The sequence below is a fragment of the Hyphomonas sp. CY54-11-8 genome, assembly GCF_000682735.1.
In the GTDB taxonomy this organism is placed as follows: domain Bacteria; phylum Pseudomonadota; class Alphaproteobacteria; order Caulobacterales; family Hyphomonadaceae; genus Hyphomonas.
Window position 1 is genome coordinate 226,390 of the sequence record NZ_AWFD01000012.1, and the last position, 16,889, is coordinate 243,278.

Here is a 16,889-nt window from a genome sequence, read left to right on the forward strand (position 1 = left end):
ATTGTTCAGGCCGGGGTCGGTTGCGGCTGGACCCGGCGGAACAATGACTTTCTAAGACGTCCGAACTGGACGGTCAGCGGTTGCTCGTACATTCGGTAGCTGAGCCACGATACCAGAAGCGTGCAGACGATGCCGCTCGTGGCAAAGGCGAGATTGTCCAGCACGCCGGGATGACCCAGCCGGAACAGGGGCGCCAGCGCATCTGACCGGCCGAGCAGGCTGAAGACCACCCGCAGGCCGCTGAGCACAATGAGGTGGCAGAGGTAGAGCGCAAAGGACCAGTCGCCGAGCTTTACCGCCCCGTCGAGCACGTGCCGGAAGAAGGCGCGTGTTCGCTGCAACAGTTCGGGTGCACCCTGGCCCAGAAGCCAGCCGAACCAGATAACGATCAGCATGGCGATGCCGCCAACGGTGACCGTCAGGATTGTGGCGCCGCGCCGGGCTGCATCGGCGCTGTCGCCGTCGAGGCCGGTCAGTTGATAAAGGCCTATCGTCACGAGCCAGCCGAACAGGGCAGGGATGAGCCAGGTATGGCGAGCCTGAAGGTCCAGCCCGGCCACCGCATAGACGAGCAATGCGGCGGGAACGCCGTACCAGAGCACGCGGGTCCACAGAAGCAGGGATTTTGATTCCTGACCCTGATAGCAAAGCCCTGCCATCAGCAGCATGCTGGCAACAAGGGTCAGCACACCGCTGCGCCAGACCAACCCGTTTGTGATGGCGAGGCCGGCAATGGCGCCAAGAATGAATTCGAGGGTCATGGGATGGACCGCCAGCGAGACCCAGCCCATCGCAACGGGATTCGACAGGCCCATCATGGCGCCACCCGTCACGAGTGCCGCCCAGACGCCGAGCAGCACGGGCAGCCATTTACGCGGCGCCAGCATGAACAGGGTGAACATGATGTAGAAATACACTTCGTGAACCAGCGTCCAGCCAACATTGAGGATCGGGAAGGCGGGCTGTGGGATCAGCAGGAAGGATTTGATCAGAAACGGAACCATGGGCTGGCCGAAGGATGCCTTCTGCCAGGCGGTATTCTGTCCCGACAGTCCGTGCGCTGCGAACATGTAGATCGTCAAACACCCGGCGAAGGCCCACCAGACCGGATAGATCCGGGTCACGCGTCCGAACAGGAAGTCTGCCGCCTGCCTGAGGCCTGACACGCTATTGCGCGTCACATAGACCATAATGAAGCCGGAGATGACGAAGAACAGATCCACCCCGGCATAGCCATTTGTGAACAGGCCACCGACCCAGGCGCGTTCCGTCAGGTTATTGTCAGCAATGGCCAGCACTTCCAGTTCATGGATATGGAAAATCAGAACCAGCATTGCCGCAAGACCCCGAAGCGCCTGGATGGACTGCAATTTCATATCGGCCTCGCTGTCCAACGCCCCCGGCGGTCAATTTCTATGCAGGGTGTAGCAACCGGGCAACGTGGTTGCCAGACTTTGGACACATGGAAGTGATTTTACTTGGCAATGAAATTGCTCTGAACCCATATCCTTTCCATGTCCTCAACTGAACCGCCAATGACTGACACACCCGCCGGCTCTTTTCGCAAACCTATCGAGTCGGCCCGTAAACATGTCGGGGTCTTTTTTCGCCAAATGCTGGCGGTCGTCGGCCTGGTGCACATTGCGGTTGCCATCCCGGTTGGCATGGCAACGCCGTTCCTTCCGATCGGTCTGCCCATCGCGATTATTGGAGTGATCCTGCTCGGCCGGAACTCTGTCTGGGGACGCCGGTGGATGGAAGGCATAATGACGCGCCATCCACGTGTAGAGCGGTTTGCGCCGAACTGGTTGATGCGGCTGGTCTTCGGGCGCGACAAGCGTGAAAACCTGAAGGTCACCCCTGACTGAATTACTGGGTGCATGCCTTGCGGTTCGACCTGATCCGCGCTCTATGAGGCTGGCACGAAACGGGAAGAACCGGGGCGAAAGAATATGACAAGACGGAACTGGGTGGCACTCGCCGCAGGGGCCATTTTTCTTGCCGCTTGTGGCGGCAGCGGAGACGGCGACGGACCGGCGATCAAGCCGTTCACACCAAATGAACCCTTCGATCCGGACCCCTATCCGTCAACCTATGTTGCGTATCCCAACGCCCCAGTCCTGATTACCAATGCGACAATCCTGGATGGAGAAGGCGCGAAGATCGAAGACGGCAGCCTGCTGCTTCAGGACGGCAAGGTCGCGGCCATTGGCGCTGACCTGGAGACCCCGGAAGGGGCGACCGTGATTGACGCGTCCGGCCGCTGGGTGACGCCGGGTATCATCGATAACCACAGCCACCTCGGGGCCTATCCGTCGCCCTCCGTTTCAGCCCATCAGGATGGCAATGAAGTCTCCGGACCGGTGACGGCGGAGGTCTGGGTGGAGCATGGCATCTGGCCGCAGGACCCGGGATTTGACCGGGCGCTCGCTGGCGGGGTCACCTCGCTGCAAGTCCTTCCGGGCAGTGCAAACCTGTTTGGCGGCCGCGGCATTACGCTGAAGAACGTGCCGGCACGCACGGTTCAGGGCATGAAATTCCCGAGCGCGCCCTACACGCTGAAAATGGCCTGCGGAGAAAACCCGAAGCGTGTCTATGGCTATGGTAATGGCAGCTTTCCGGGCGGCGCACCATTCTCCCGCATGGGGAACATGGCTGGCTACCGGGCAGCCTGGATCAAGGCAGCCGAGTACAAGCGCAAATGGGACAAGTATTCCGCTGAAGGCGGCGAAATGCCTTCGCGCGATCTGGAGCTGGATACCCTTGCCGGCGTTCTGGCGGGCGAGATCCTCGTCCACATGCACTGCTACCGCGCGGATGAAATGGCGCAGATCATGGATCTGTCGAAGGAGTTTGGATACAAGGTCACCGCATTCCACCATGCTGTGGAAAGCTATAAGATCGCCGACAAGCTGGCCGATTATGGCGCCTGTTCGTCCATGTGGGCAGACTGGTGGGGCTTCAAGATGGAAGCCTATGACGGCATCCCGGAAAACATCCCGATGGTGCACAATGCCGGGGCCTGCGCCATCGTGCATTCCGACAGCGATATCGGCATCCAGCGCCTGAACCAGGAAGCGGCCAAGGCATGGGCCGATGGCAAGCGCGTCGGCATAGACGTTCCTATTGAAGTTGCCTGGGAATGGTTGTCGCTGAACCCGGCGAAGTCGCTCGGCATTGAAGAGCGTACCGGTTCCCTAAAGCCCGGTAAAATGGCCGATGTGGTGATCTGGTCCGGCAATCCGTTCAGCGTCTACACCAAGGCCGATCAGGTCTTCATTGATGGGGCGCTCATGTATGATCGCGCCGACAATTCAGTTCGTCCTGTACGGGACTTTGAACTCGGCCAGCCTGGCGAAGGAGACATGAAATGATCCGCAAGCTGATGGCAAGTGCTGCAATTGTTGCCGTGGCCGCGCTCGGCGCCTCGGCACAAACCTATGTCGTCGAAGGCAAGAAAGTGTGGACGGGCACGGATGCCGGCACCATCGAGAATGGCGTTGTGGTCATCCGCAATGGCACGATCATGTCGGTCGGGCCAGCGTCGACGTCTAAGCCGGAAGGGGCTGAAGTGATCAGTGCCGAATGGGTGACCCCGGGTCTCATCTCGGCATTTTCCCGGACAGGCATCATCGAAGTCGATGCCGAGGACTCGACCAATGATGCCGTTGCGGCCCTGTCGGGTTTTTCAGCTTCGCTGGATGCATCGGATGGTTTTAACCCCGATGATACGGCGGTCGACGTCAGCCGGCTCGGCGGCGTGACACGCGTTGCGGTTGCACCGCAGCCTTCAACGAACCTGTTCGCCGGTCAGGGCTTTATTGCCGACACAAGTGGTGCGCAGGACACAGACCTGACATCAGATGCTTTCACCTTCATCACGCTTGGCGAAGGTGGAGCAGGGCTGGCCGGTGGGTCGCGTCCTGCAGCGTGGGCCCAGCTTCGCGCCGCCTTTGACGATGCCCGCGCCTATCCTACCCGCTACATTGCGGGCGGTGAAGGAGATGTCCTGTCCCGCCGGGATGCGGAAGCGCTTGCGCCGGCCGCACGTGGGCGACAGCTGATCGTGATCGATGCCCGCAGTGCGACCGACCTCAACGCTGTGATGGACCTCGCCGAGTCGAATCGGAACCTGAAGTTTGCGATCCTCGGCGCGGATGAAGGCTGGCGTGTGGCTGACCGGCTGGCAAAGCTGAAGATTCCGGTGATCGTGGACGGGTTCGCAAACCTGCCGGCCAGTTTTTCACAGTTGGCCGCGACGCAGGAAAATGCCGCGCGCCTCGATGAGGCCGGGGTCCAGGTGGCGATCGTGAATCTGGACGACTCTACCCATCTTGCCCGCTTGATGACGCAGATTGCGGGCAATGCCGTGGCCAATGGCATGGACTGGGATGATGCCATGAAGGCGCTGACCGTGACGCCTGCGTCCATCTACGGATTGTCTGGCTACGGTATTCTTGCACCGGGTGCGCACGCCGATGTTGTGGCGTGGGATGGAGATCCGCTGGAAGTGACCACGAATGCCGACGCTGTGTTCATCGACGGCGAACCGCAGGACATGACCTCGCGCCAGACGGAGCTTCGGGACCGCTACCTGTCGCTTGATCAGACGGATCGCCCGTACGCCTATGTGAAGCCGTAAGCCGCGTGGGTATCAGCCTGCGCTGGCGCCGGCGTTCAGAGCATCGATCAGATCGGACGTCACCGTGCCTGTCACGGGCAGGTTGTTGGCACGCTGATATTCGCGGATTGCCGTCGCCGTGCCATCGCCCATGATGCCATCCGGCGTGCCAGCTACGTAGCCAAGGCTGTTCAGGGCTTTTTGAATGGCCTGAACCTGCAGCGGGTTGCCCATGTTCCATGGCTGCGCGCCAAAGCGGCCATTGGCAATGGCGTTGGCCGTCGCAGGCTGCCAGGTTGCGGCGCGGCTGCGGGCCTGTGCGGCGGCTTCTGGTGAAACACGCTCGATCAGTTCGGAAATCTTTGCCGGTGCGCCGCCATCCCCATTGCGGTTCGCCACATCGAACCAGAACAGGGATTCGGTGAGGTTTGGGCTGATGCCGAGGCCCTGTTCGTAAAGGACGCCGAGATTGTACTGGCTGTCGACCACGCCGTACTCAGCGCCTTTGCGGAACCATTCCACGGCGCCGGCATAAGTCTGCTCGCCGCCTTCGCCTTCGGCCATGAAGACGGCAAGGTCGTGCATCGCCTTCACGTTGCCGCCTGTGGCCGCTTTCTCCGTCCACTCACGGGCGAGGGAGAGGTCTTTCGGCACGCCGGTGCCGCGCTCGTGCAGCTTTGCGAGCGCGTATTGCGCAATTGGCAGACCCTTTTGGGCCGACTTGCGCATCAGCGCCGCGCCATCGGCATAATCACCGGAAGTCAGCTTCTCCTGTGCCAGCTGATACTGGGCGATATAATTGCCCGATGCCGCGGCAGCCTGAACCGTGACGACCGGCGGAACCGGGGCATAATGGGCTGGGGCAGGCGGCGTGGCTGGCTCCCCGAACAGGTCTTCTTCGATCGCTGCTGCAGCTTGGTCTTCCGTCTCTGCCGTTTCTTCAGTGGCCGTGAGAGAGGCAGCGGTGGCGTCTGATGCACCCGGATCAACATATGTGCTGACCGGCGTGGATTGAACCGGCGCTTCCTGCTTGCCGCGAATGAAGAGATAGCCGCCTGCTGCAACACCGGCGACAGCAACAGCGGAGGCCGCCGCGATGAGGGGGAGGCGGCTCGCGCCTCCAACGGACGTCATCCGGACGACCGGGCGCCCGGAGGCGCCGACAGTTTGAGTGTTGCTCTTGCCGAAGCTCGCTGCCATCGCGGCCTTACGAGCGCGTGTCAGATAATCTGCCGTGTCGTCGTCCAGCTGCTTGTCTGCTTCTTCTGAAACTCTCAGCTCAGCCTCTTCGGGCTTTTTTTCGGCTTCTACGGAGACTTCGTCAGCTACAGGCAGATCGATCTCTTCAAATTCCTCGTCGTCGAAGATGTCGGATTCCCGAGCCTCAGTGTGCGCCTCATCGAGATCTTCCAGTCCCTCAAGTGCTTCCAGCGGGTCGATGAAGTCATCCTCATCACCCTCAACGAGCAGGTCAGATACGCTACTTTCGTCTGTAATCGTCTCATCACCTTGTGCTTCCGCTTCCTGCGTAGCGAAGCTCAATCCTTCGACAGCGGCGCGGATGGCATCGAAATCATCCTCGAAGGATTCGGCCGTCTCTGCCTGGATGTCGTCATCCGGTTCGGATGACCAGGATTCGATACCGGCTTCGAAGACTTCGGTGTCTTCTGCCACATCAGTTTCAACTTCGGCATCGGCAGTCAGTTCTTGATCATGGTCTTCGTCAGACTCGAACGCGACGCCATTATCGTCTTCGGAGGCGTCGATCTCCGGGGAGGCCTCGTCCAGCTCCGGTTCGTCAAGGGCTGGTGCCGTATCTTGGGAGTCAGGTAAGGTAACCACCGGCTCAACATCAACGCTGGCTTCATCGGTATCGAGATCAGCAAAGGCTTCGAATGTACCGAAGTCTTCGAAACTGTCGAAGTCGGATGGGTCGTCGAATGCCTCGAACTGTCTGTCTGACAGCGGATCATCATCGATGTCCATCAGGCTGGCAGGCACGCTGTCCAGCTCCGCTGGTCCGCCGGGAGGCGGAGTGTTTTCTTCGAGGTTTTCCAGACGCGCGGCCAGCATCGCGATCGCTTTTTGAACCGGCGACAGGGATTCGTTGGCCTGCGACTGCAAATGTTCCAGGCGGTCTGTCACGTTGGCGAGGGCATCAGACAAATGGGCATCGGCCTTCCGGCGGTTCTCGTCGACCTGTTCGGCCAGCGTCTTGATCGCCTCATTCTGGCGCAGCTGCAGCCGGTTGTTCGCTGCGGCGACCTGATCACCAATCTGCTCGATGGCTTCAGCGCTACGGGCTTCACTGTCATTGACCCGTTTGGTCAGGTCTTCGGCCAACTCATCGATCCGGTCGCTTACCGTTTTGCCAAGGCGCTCGATCTCATCGCGCACAGCTTCTCCAGTCGCTGCATCGCTCCGTTCTTCGACTTCACGCAGACGTGTATCGAAGGTCTCGTTCAGCGTGCTGACCTGCTCGGACACTTTCTCAATGGCGCTGGCTTGGCGCTCTTCGCTGGCATCCAACCGTTCCTGCACGTCGCCGAGCGTTTGTTTCAATTCAGTTATGGCCTCGACGTCGGATTCCGCTGCCGTACGTGCGATTTCCTCTGCCAGTTCCTGGCGTACTGCATCTACCGTTTCGCGGACAGATGACATCATCTCTTCGAAGCGGGTCTCGAATTCTGTGCGCAGGCGGCTCGCAAGATCCGGATCCATCTTGCTTGCGACATCGCCAATGCGCGCATCCAGGCTTGAGACGGTCGTTTCAAGATTCTTCAGCGCGGAATCCGTGGTGGTTTCCGCGAGCGTCAGCCTGTTCTGGATCTGATCGAAGCGCATATCCAGTGAATCAAGCGCCCCGGAGACATCGGTCTCTATGGCTTCCATACGCGTTTCTGTCGCTTCTAGGCGTTCTTCGCGATCGCTCAGCGCGGCGAGGCGTTCATGCACTTCTGTTTCCAGGCCATCCACGCGTTCGGAAACCTGACGGGCAACACCTGCTGCGCGCAGGGCGGCCTGTTCCACGCCTTGCTTGATTTGCTCGGCAGTTTCGGCGCGGCTGGTCTCAACCCGCGTCTCCATGGCCTCGACGCGTTCAATAATATCCATGAAGCCGGACTCGACCCGGCCCTTGATCGCCTGGGTTTCCTGCTCAGCCAGCTCGTTCTCTTCATAGACATGGCTGGCCAGCTTGCCGAGCGCACTTTCGAGCGCTTTCAGGGCTTCGAGGTTTTCCTGTTGGGAATCATCTTCTTCCAGCCGGCGGACTTTTTGCTTCAGGGCATCGTGAGTTTCTCGCAGCTGGTCGATAACGCCTTCAACGTGGCCAGCGATTGCAGCGGTCGTTTGCTGCGTGTCTTCAAGACGGCCAACCAGATCATGGATGGTATCGTCCATGCTGGTGATTGCCATGGCCGAGCGGGCCTCGGTGGCTTCGATCCGCCGGGTCAAGCGCTCCAGCGCCTCGTCTGTTGTGCTGGAATGCGGCCGTCGCATCCCGGCCGGGGCGGCCACTTCATTCGGCTGACGACCCTCGGCGGGAGCTTTCATCAGTCGGTCGAGGTATTCGCCCAGGGTCAGGCCTTCCGAACGGGCGGCCTCCCTTGCGGCTTCGCGGGCGCGCTGGTCGATTCCCTTCGCGGCCCCTGTGCCTGACTGACTCATCCCCATACTCCTGACAGCCAACCGGCCCGTGCCGGTTAACGAAACGGGCAGATTTGTTCATTTTCCCAATGTTTGATGGCAGGAGCCGTCTTAAGGGGAGGTTAAAGGTAAAGATTTCCGCTTAATCTGATAACAGTGGGGTAATTTCCGGTTAATTGGCTCAGAAGTGCGGAATAGCGCAAAATTTATTCGGAGCTTACGTTGACGTTCGCGTAAGGTTTGATCTAAGTTGACCTTATGTCACACAAGCACCCCTCGATTTCCGCTGCAGATTCCCGCACCTACACCATCTCTGAACTCGCCCGGGAGTTCGGAGTGACACCACGGGCCCTGCGTTTCTATGAAGACAAAGACATGCTGCACCCGGCGCGCGACGGCATGATGCGGGTTTACTCAAACCGCGACCGCGCCCGGCTGACGATCATCGTCCGCCTCAAGCGCCTCGGTTTGCCGCTGGCCGACATCCGGGAGATCCTCGATCTCTACGCGTTGAATGACGGCAAGCGGGCGCAGACGCGCATGATGCTGGAGAAATTCCGCAAGCAGGTCAAAGAGCTGGAAATCCAGCGTGAAGATATCGACACTGCGCTCGGCGAACTCCGCAAAGGCATCGTCTGGCTGGAAGGCTTGGTTGACCAGGTTGGCCCGACTGAAGAAGGCAAGCGTCAGGCCGCTGCATATGAAGCCGTGGCGCGTCGTCAGCTTGACGAAGTCTAATCGGTAAGGCGGGTTTCCGCCAAATTAGAAAGACCTTTCCAGAAGGGCGCGCTACGAAAGTGGTGGTCGCCCTTCACGCATTAAAGGACATGCACAAATGCCTCGTTACGACGCTCCCATTCGCGATATGCGCTTCATTCTTCAGGAAGTTCTCCAGATTCAGAATTATTCGAACCTGCCGGGTTTCGAGGAGGTGACACCGGATCTGGTCAACGCGATTCTCGAGGAAGGCGGCAAGTTTGCGAAGGAAGTGCTGTATCCGCTGAATGCAGTCGGAGACCGCCAGGGCTGCGTCCGCAGCGATGACGCGAGCGTCAAGACGCCGGACGGTTTCCCGGAGGCCTACAAGCAACTGGTCGAAGGCGGCTGGCCGCTTCTTTCGGTGGATCCGGAAATGGGCGGGCAGGGTCTGCCGCATGTCGTGAACATCGCCTGGACCGAAATGGTGTCGTCCTCGAACATGGCGTTCGGCATGTATCCGGGGCTGACCCATGGCGCGTTTCAGGCGTTGATGGCCGGCGGGTCTGACGAGCTGAAGGCCAAGTACGGTCCGAAAATGGCATCGGCTGAATGGGCTGGCACGATGAACCTGACCGAGCCGCAGTGCGGCACCGATCTGGGCATGATCAAGACGAAAGCCGTGCCTCAGCCGGACGGCACCTACAAGATTACCGGTCAGAAGATCTGGATTTCTGGCGGCGAGCAGGATCTGACTGACAACATCATCCACCTGGTTCTGGCCCGCATCGAAGGCGGCCCGGAAGGCATTAAGGGCATCTCGCTGTTCCTCGTGCCGAAATACATGGTGGGCGAAGATGGCGCGATCGGTGAGCGCAACGCCTGCTCCTGCGGTGGCCTCGAAGAGAAAATGGGCATTCACGGAAATGCGACCTGCGTTATGAACTATGACGGCGCGACCGGTTTCCTCGTGGGTGAGGAGCACAAAGGCATGCGCACCATGTTCGTTATGATGAACGAGGCGCGCCTAGGTGTTGGCCTGCAGGGGCTGTCTCAGGCCGAACTGGCCTACCAGAACGCCGCTGACTTTGCACGCGACCGCGTCCAGGGCCGTTCGCTGACCGGCGTGAAATCACCTGAGCAACCGGCAGATCCGATTATTGTGCACCCGGATGTGCGCCGCATGCTGATGGACCAGAAAGCCTTTATCGAGGGTGCGCGCTGCTTCACCTACTGGACGGCTTTCCAGGCTGATCTCCAGCACAAATCGCCGGATGACAGCGTGCGTGAGAAGTCTTCCGATTATATGGCGCTGCTCACGCCGGTGGTGAAAGCCTATCTGACGCACAAGGGCTACGAGTGCGCGAACTGGGCGCTGCAGCTGCATGGCGGTTCGGGCTTTACCCGCGAATGGGGCATGGAACAGATCGTCCGCGATTGCCGGATCACCACCATCTACGAGGGCACCAACGGCGTTCAGGCGCTGGACCTCGTCGGCCGCAAGCTGGCCGCCAATGGTGGGCGCGCCGTGTTCTCGTTCTTCTCCGATATCGACGAGTTCATCGCGGCGAACGAGGGCAATGAAGAAATGGCGCTGTTCGTGGAAGGCCTTCAGAAGATCAAGGCCGAGCTGCAGGAAGGCACGATGTGGCTGATGCAGAACGGGATGTCGGACTTCAATAATGCCGGTGCCTCCAGCCACGACTACCTGCACCTGTTTGGTTTGGCCGCTCTTGCTTTCATGTGGGCCCGGATGGCCAGGGTCGCGCTGGACAGCAAGGACAAGGAGCCTTTCTACGAGCAGAAACTGGCCACCGGACGTTACTTCGTCGAGCGTCTGTTGCCGGATGGCGCAGCTCATCTCGCAAAAGTGAAGACTGGCGCAGCACCTCTGATGAGCCTTCAGGCTGACGCCTTCTGAGGCGAATTTTTCCAGTTTTTGATGGTCTCGGGCTTCTCACGGGAGTGTGGTACACTCCCGGCGGCTGCCTGCGGCAAAATTTTCCCTGAAACAGCGCAGATCTGACGCCGGGGAAGGTCTGGGAAAAGCAGGATCGGGCGGCTACATGTTTACGTGAACGTAAGCGGCAATTGCCCGCTTGCTCACTATATTCAGAGGAAAGCCGGAGACCGATCATGCAACAGAGCCCGCTCAATGTACCCAAGGCCGCCTGGCGGCAGGATGAGGAGCTCGACATTTTCTCCGATGCGGTTGGCCAATTCTTTGAAAAGGAATGTGCCCCGCACGTGCCGGAATGGCGTAAGGCCGGTATCGTGCCGAAGGAGATCTGGAAGAAAGCGGGCGAAATGGGCCTGCTGGGCGCATCGGTTCCGGAAGAATACGGCGGCGCAGGCGGTGATTTCCGCCATGAGGCGATCATCATCGAACAGCAGCAGTGGAAGGGTGTCGATGGCTTCGGCATCACGCTGCACAACGCCATCATCGCGCCCTACATCACGGCCTACGGTACAGAAGAACAAAAGCGCCGCTGGCTGCCGGGCATCTGCTCTGGCGACATCGTCACCGCCATCGCGATGACCGAGCCGGGGGCTGGCTCTGACCTGCAAGGCATGAAGACGACGGCCAAGCGCGACGGCGACGAGTATGTCATCAATGGTTCGAAGACCTTCATTTCCAACGGCCAGACCGCCAACCTGATCCTGCTTTGCGTCAAGACCGACCCGAGCCTTGGCGCGAAAGGCATCTCGATCATCGGCGTTGAGACGGACAAGGTGGAAGGCTTCCGCCGTGGCCGGAACCTCGAAAAAGTCGGCCAGCACGCCGCCGACACGTCCGAGCTGTTCTTTGACGATGTGCGCGTGCCTGCCTCCAACCTGTTGGGGGAGGTCGAGGGCAAAGGCTTCATCCAGCTGATGCAAAAGCTGCCCCAAGAGCGCCATATCATCGGTCTTCAGGGCATCGGCATGATCGAGCGCGCCATCCATGAGACAGTTGAGTATGTGAAGAACCGCAAGGCATTCGGTGGCACGATTTTCGACTTCCAGAACACACAGTTCAAGCTCGCCGAGTGCAAGACCGAAGCGACCGTCGCGAAGGTGTTCGCTGATCACTGCACGGAGCTTCTCCTGAAGGAGGAACTCGACGCCGCGACCGCCTCCATGTCGAAGTACTGGATCAGTGATCTGCAGTGCAAGATCATCGACGAGTGCCTGCAGTTGCACGGAGGCTTCGGTTATATGGATGAGTACCCCATTGCACAGATGTATGCGGACGCCCGTGTCCAGCGCATCTATGGCGGTGCCAACGAAGTCATGAAAATGCTGATCGCGAGGACACTCTAGTCTCACATGCCTGACAGCCACCTCATTCGTGATGTCTTTCCGGCGCCAAGCCCGAGTTCAACCTCACTTGGCTTCGAGCTTCTTGCGCTCGACATGAAGGAATTGACGACGCGGGTGCGTTTCGAGGGCCGACCGGAATTCTGTAATCCGGCCGGTGTCATTCAGGGCGGGTATCTTGTCGCCATGATGGATGATACGATTGGCATGCTGGCGGGCATGAAAGCCGGCAAGACGAAATTGCCTTCGACGGTGGATCTGCATACCCACTTCCTCCGTCCTGTTCGTAAAGGTGCCATCGAAGTAGTGGCCCGCCTGCGCAATGTCGGCCGGGCAATGCTTTTTGCCGAAGCCGAACTTTACGACTCTCGCGGGAAGGAAGCTGCCCGCTCCGCCGCGAGCCTTACCCTGAACCCGGTTCTGAAGCCGGCCAAGGAGAGGTGAAATGGCTGTGATGCAGAACTATGCCGAACTCCTGTTTACCGATGCGGTAAAAGCCTATCAGGAGCAGGTTGGTATGCGTGAAAAATACGAAAGTATCTACGCCAACCGGCATCGAGGTCCGCTGGACGACGATACGATTGCATTCCTCTCGGGTATGACCAGCTTCTACATTGCCACAACCGGCAGCAATGGGTGGCCTTATATCCAGCATCGCGGCGGTCCTGCTGGCTTCGTGAAGATCCTCGGACCGGACACGATCGGTTTTGCGGACTATCTTGGCAACCGGCAGTTCATCACGCGCGGCAATCTCGATGGATCAGATCGGGTTTCTCTTTTTTTCATGGACTATGCCCGCCGTGCCCGGCTGAAAATGCTCGGAGAAGCCCGCATGATCGATGCCGCTTCAGACCCGGAATTGCAGGATGTTCTGGCTCAGGATGGGCAAGGGCCGGTGGAACGTCTGATGACGATCAAGATCGTCGCCCGCGATTGGAACTGCCCGAAATACATCCTGCCGCGGTATACAGAGGAACAAGTCGCTCAGTTGATCGCCCCAAGGCTCAACGAGTTGGTGGAGGAGAACCAGCAACTCAAGGCCCGGGTCGCGCAGCTGGAAAGCAGGCAATCGCCTGAAACAAAGTCAGAATAACATCCACTCCAAGGAAAGGAGTCACTTCAAATGACTGAAGCCTATATCTACGACGCGGTCCGCACGCCGCGTGGCAAGGGCAAGAAAAGTGGTTCGTTGCACGAAATCACGTCGCTTAGCCTCGCCACGCAGGTGCTGCAGGCCATCCGTGAGCGGAACGACCTCGACACGTCTAAGGTCGATGACGTTGTCCTCGGCTGCGTTTCGCCGGTGGGCGAGCAAGGCGCAGATATCGCCCGTGTTGCTGTGCTGAACGCTGATTACGCGGAAACGACCGCCGGTGTGCAGGTCGACCGCTTCTGCGCTTCCGGTCTCGAAGCCTGCAACATGGCCGCATCCAAGGTCATGACCGGCGAGGCCGACATGGCTATCGGCGGCGGTGTTGAATCCATGAGCCGCGTGCCGATGGGCGCGTCCGGCGGTGCCTGGTCGACCGATCCGCAGGTCGCCCTGAAGACCTACTTCACCCCGCAGGGTATCGGCGCCGACACGATCGCAACAAAATACGGCTTCTCGCGAGACGACGTTGACGCCTTCGCAGTCGAGAGCCAGCGCCGCGCCGCGCAGGCCTGGAAGGAAGGCCGCTTTGCCAAGTCCATCGTGCCTGTAAAGGACCAGATGGGCGGTATCCGCCTCGATCATGATGAGCACATGCGTCCTGATGCGGACATGCAGTCTCTGGCTGGCCTTCAGCCGTCCTTTGCCGGCATGGGCGCGATGGGCTTCGATGAAGTCATCAAGCAGCGCTATCCGGAACTCGAAAAGATCAACCACGTCCACCATGCCGGCAATTCGTCCGGTATCGTCGATGGTGCGTCGGCTGTCCTGTTCGGCTCGAAGGAAATGGGCGAAGCGCTTGGCCTGAAGCCGCGCGCCCGCGTCAAGGCCATGGCCTCCATTGGCTCCGAGCCTGGCATCATGCTGACCGGTCCGACCTATGTCAGCCAGAAGGTCCTGAAGAAAGCCGGCATGAACCCGGAAGATATCGATCTTTATGAGCTGAACGAGGCCTTTGCCTCGGTCGTGCTCCTGATGATGCAGAATCTCAATATTCCGCACGACAAGATGAACGTGAACGGTGGTGCCATTGCGATGGGTCACCCGCTGGGCGCTACCGGCGGCATGATTCTCGGCACGATGCTGGACGAGCTCGAGCGGGCCGACAAGGAAACGGCCCTGATCACGCTCTGCGTCGGTGCCGGCATGGGCACGGCCACAATCATCGAACGCGTCTAATCCTTACTCAGAATAATCGGAACACAGTATCATGAAACTCGAGACATTTGGTTGGGACATCGACGCAGACGGCATTGCGCACGCTGTATTCGACGTGCCGGGCCGCAGCATGAACACGCTGACGGGCAAGGCGGTCGCCGACATCATCGCAATCGCTGACGAAGTCGCTTCCAACGATGCCATCAAAGGCCTGGTCATTTCCTCCGGCAAGCCGAGCGGCTTTTGTGCCGGGGCGGACCTGGGCGAAATGGGCCAACGCGCTGGCGGCGGTGAGAAAAAAGAACTCTCCGAAGCCGAACTGAAGAAACAGCAATTTGACCAGGGCTTTGCCCTGAACGGCACGCTGCGCAAATTGGAAACCTGCGGCAAGCCGGTTGCTGTGGCGCTGAACGGGCTTGCTCTTGGTGGCGGCCTCGAAGTGGCACTCGCCTGCCACTACCGCGTTGCAGCAAATGACAATCCGAAGCTGCAGTTCGGTCTGCCGGAAGCCAAGATCGGCCTTCTGCCGGGCGCTGGTGGCACGCAGCGTCTGCCGCGCCTCGTCGGCGTTCAGGCCGCTCTGCCGCTGATCCTGCAGGGTGAAAGCTTCAATGCCGAGAAGGCGTACGCCATGGGCGTTGTTCAGGAGCTCGCACCTTCTTCAGAAACCGTCGAAAAGGCCAGGGCTTGGGTCAAAGCGAACCCGACCGCCAAGGCGCCGTGGGACGAAAAAGGCTACAAGGTTCCAGGCGGCGTGCCGCACAAATCACCAGGTGCCGGCCAGGTTGCCACGATGGCGAACATGATGCTGTCGTCGAAAACCTACGGTAACTATCCGGCCCAGAAGAACATCCTGTCCTGCATCTATGAAGGCATTCAGGTGCCGATCGATGCCGGTCTGCGTATCGAGACGCGTTACTTCATCAACACCCAGCAGCGCCCGGAAGCCAAGGCGATGATCCGTTCGCTGTTCCTGTCGATGCAGGAGCTGTCGAAAGGCGCGAACCGTCCGGCTGGACATCCGAAGACGGAGTTCAAAAAGATTGCCGTGATCGGCGCCGGCCTGATGGGCGCGGGTATTGCCTATGTTCAGGCGAAAGCTGGTATCCCTACGGTTCTGGTCGATGTCTCGAAAGAGAACGCCGAGAAGGGCAAGGATTATTCCCGCCGCCTCGTCGACAAGGATGTTTCGCGCGGCAAGTCCACGAAAGAGAAGGGCGACGCGCTGCTCGACCTGATCACCACGACCGACTCTTATGACGATGTCAAAGGGGCTGACCTGGTCATCGAAGCTGTCTTCGAAAATGTCGAACTGAAAGCGAAGATCACCGAGATGGCTGAAGCCGTTCTGGATGATGACGCAGTCTTCGGATCCAACACGTCGACTTTGCCCATCACGGGCCTCGCCAAGGCGTCCAAACGTCCGGAGAACTTTATCGGCATTCACTTCTTCTCACCGGTGGAGCGTATGGGACTGGTCGAGATTATCTCCGGCAAGGAAACCAGTGAAGCGACACTCGCCAAGGCGATCGACTATGTGCTTGCTATCCGCAAGACGCCGATTGCCGTGAACGACAGCCGTGGATTCTACACCTCGCGTTGCTTTGGCACCTATACGCGCGAAGGCATGGAAATGCTGGCCGAGGGCATCAAGCCGGCGATCATCGAGAATGTTGGCCGTCAATGCGGCATGCCGATGGGCGCGCTTGAAGTGTCCGACTCGGTCGGTCTCGACACGGCTCTGAAAGTTACACGCGCGACGGCTGAAGCTGCGGGTGTAGACCTGCAGGGCGATGACCGGACCCAGTTCCTTGCCTGGCTGGTCGAAGACCAGGGCCGTGTCGGCCGAAAGGCCGGCAAGGGCTTCTACGACTACAACGAGAAGGGTAAGCCGGAACGCCTCTGGCCGGACATCAACAAGATGATCGAAGTGAAGGTGGACGAATGCCCGCCGGACCTGAAGAAGGAGCTGACCAATCGCTTCCTCGTCCGTCAGGCTATCGAAGTGGCCCGCTGCTTCGATGAGGGCGTCATCACCGATGCGCGCGATGCCGACATCGGCTCGATCCTTGCCTGGGGCTTCGCGCCATTCACCGGCGGTTGCTGTTCTTATGTCGACCTGATCTGGGGCATCAAGGAGTTCGTCGCCGAGGCTGACCGCCTTGCCGCCAAGTATGGCGAACGCTTCGAGCCGCCAGCTGTTCTGCGCGACATGGCTGCCAAAGGCGAAGGCTTCTACGATCGGTTCCCGCCAGCCGGGACGAAGGCGAAAGTTGCCGCATAAGAGCGACATGAACTGAATAGAAAAGGCCGGAG

12 protein-coding genes are annotated in these 16,889 nt (G+C 59.6%); 10 read left to right on the forward strand and 2 right to left on the reverse strand.

The genetic code is table 11. From position 1 onward, the window contains the following. Positions 1-5 precede the first annotated feature (5 nt). Complete coding sequence (locus tag HY17_RS09695) at positions 6-1,376, reverse strand: acyltransferase (protein WP_139068827.1); 1,371 nt, start codon at positions 1,374-1,376, stop codon at positions 6-8. Positions 1,377-1,535: 159 nt separating this feature from the next. Here HY17_RS09695 and HY17_RS09700 point away from each other — a divergent pair, with 159 nt between their 5' ends. From HY17_RS09700 to HY17_RS09710, 3 genes are all read left to right on the forward strand, one after another. Continuing rightward, complete coding sequence (locus HY17_RS09700; protein WP_175354440.1) at positions 1,536-1,868, forward strand: hypothetical protein; 333 nt, start codon at positions 1,536-1,538, stop codon at positions 1,866-1,868. Between the two features lie 84 nt (positions 1,869-1,952). Beyond that, a complete protein-coding gene (locus HY17_RS09705; RefSeq protein ID WP_034766208.1) occupies positions 1,953-3,374 on the forward strand; it encodes an amidohydrolase in 1,422 nt (473 codons plus the stop codon). Then, on the forward strand, positions 3,371-4,642 hold the full coding sequence (locus HY17_RS09710; protein ID WP_034766210.1) for an amidohydrolase family protein: 1,272 nt from the start codon (positions 3,371-3,373) through the stop codon (positions 4,640-4,642). The genes HY17_RS09705 and HY17_RS09710 overlap by 4 nt, the downstream gene beginning before the upstream one ends. Positions 4,643-4,654: 12 nt before the next feature. Here HY17_RS09710 and HY17_RS09715 read toward each other — a convergent pair whose 3' ends face one another. Next, positions 4,655-8,290, reverse strand: a complete 3,636-nt coding sequence (locus tag HY17_RS09715) for a peptidoglycan-binding protein (protein WP_034766212.1) — start codon at positions 8,288-8,290, stop codon at positions 4,655-4,657. Positions 8,291-8,527: 237 nt separating this feature from the next. Here HY17_RS09715 and HY17_RS09720 point away from each other — a divergent pair, with 237 nt between their 5' ends. The 7 genes from HY17_RS09720 (at position 8,528) to HY17_RS09750 (ending at position 16,857) form a co-directional block, all read left to right on the forward strand. Then, positions 8,528-9,007: a MerR family DNA-binding transcriptional regulator gene (locus HY17_RS09720; protein ID WP_051596365.1), complete on the forward strand. Its 480-nt coding sequence runs from the start codon at positions 8,528-8,530 to the stop codon at positions 9,005-9,007. 97 nt (positions 9,008-9,104) lie between these two features. Further along, on the forward strand, positions 9,105-10,886 hold the full coding sequence (locus HY17_RS09725; RefSeq protein WP_034766213.1) for an acyl-CoA dehydrogenase C-terminal domain-containing protein: 1,782 nt from the start codon (positions 9,105-9,107) through the stop codon (positions 10,884-10,886). Between the two features lie 215 nt (positions 10,887-11,101). Continuing rightward, entirely contained in the window at positions 11,102-12,268 is a 1,167-nt protein-coding gene (locus HY17_RS09730) for an acyl-CoA dehydrogenase family protein (RefSeq protein ID WP_034766216.1), read from the forward strand. Between the two features lie 6 nt (positions 12,269-12,274). Continuing rightward, a complete protein-coding gene (locus tag HY17_RS09735; protein WP_034766217.1) occupies positions 12,275-12,709 on the forward strand; it encodes a PaaI family thioesterase in 435 nt (144 codons plus the stop codon). Between the two features lies 1 nt (position 12,710). Then, positions 12,711-13,358: a pyridoxamine 5'-phosphate oxidase family protein gene (locus HY17_RS09740; protein WP_233348735.1), complete on the forward strand. Its 648-nt coding sequence runs from the start codon at positions 12,711-12,713 to the stop codon at positions 13,356-13,358. Between the two features lie 30 nt (positions 13,359-13,388). After that, a complete protein-coding gene (locus tag HY17_RS09745; RefSeq protein WP_034766219.1) occupies positions 13,389-14,594 on the forward strand; it encodes an acetyl-CoA C-acetyltransferase in 1,206 nt (401 codons plus the stop codon). Positions 14,595-14,625: 31 nt separating this feature from the next. Next, positions 14,626-16,857, forward strand: coding sequence for a 3-hydroxyacyl-CoA dehydrogenase NAD-binding domain-containing protein (locus HY17_RS09750; protein WP_034766220.1), 2,232 nt, complete (start codon positions 14,626-14,628; stop codon positions 16,855-16,857). Positions 16,858-16,889 lie beyond the last annotated feature (32 nt).

What these genes read in the sequence shown, in the direction of transcription:
- HY17_RS09710 (WP_034766210.1), top strand. Translation starts at nt 3,371, where the DNA reads ATGATCCGCAAGCTGATGGCAAGTGCTGCAATTGTTGCCGTGGCCGCG.
- HY17_RS09750 (WP_034766220.1), top strand. Translation starts at nt 14,626, where the DNA reads ATGAAACTCGAGACATTTGGTTGGGACATCGACGCAGACGGCATTGCG.
- HY17_RS09720 (WP_051596365.1), top strand. Translation starts at nt 8,528, where the DNA reads ATGTCACACAAGCACCCCTCGATTTCCGCTGCAGATTCCCGCACCTAC.
- HY17_RS09745 (WP_034766219.1), top strand. Translation starts at nt 13,389, where the DNA reads ATGACTGAAGCCTATATCTACGACGCGGTCCGCACGCCGCGTGGCAAG.
- HY17_RS09695 (WP_139068827.1), bottom strand. Translation starts at nt 1,376, where the DNA reads ATGAAATTGCAGTCCATCCAGGCGCTTCGGGGTCTTGCGGCAATGCTG.
- HY17_RS09740 (WP_233348735.1), top strand. Translation starts at nt 12,711, where the DNA reads ATGGCTGTGATGCAGAACTATGCCGAACTCCTGTTTACCGATGCGGTA.
- HY17_RS09735 (WP_034766217.1), top strand. Translation starts at nt 12,275, where the DNA reads ATGCCTGACAGCCACCTCATTCGTGATGTCTTTCCGGCGCCAAGCCCG.
- HY17_RS09700 (WP_175354440.1), top strand. Translation starts at nt 1,536, where the DNA reads ATGACTGACACACCCGCCGGCTCTTTTCGCAAACCTATCGAGTCGGCC.
- HY17_RS09705 (WP_034766208.1), top strand. Translation starts at nt 1,953, where the DNA reads ATGACAAGACGGAACTGGGTGGCACTCGCCGCAGGGGCCATTTTTCTT.
- HY17_RS09730 (WP_034766216.1), top strand. Translation starts at nt 11,102, where the DNA reads ATGCAACAGAGCCCGCTCAATGTACCCAAGGCCGCCTGGCGGCAGGAT.
- HY17_RS09725 (WP_034766213.1), top strand. Translation starts at nt 9,105, where the DNA reads ATGCCTCGTTACGACGCTCCCATTCGCGATATGCGCTTCATTCTTCAG.
- HY17_RS09715 (WP_034766212.1), bottom strand. Translation starts at nt 8,290, where the DNA reads ATGAGTCAGTCAGGCACAGGGGCCGCGAAGGGAATCGACCAGCGCGCC.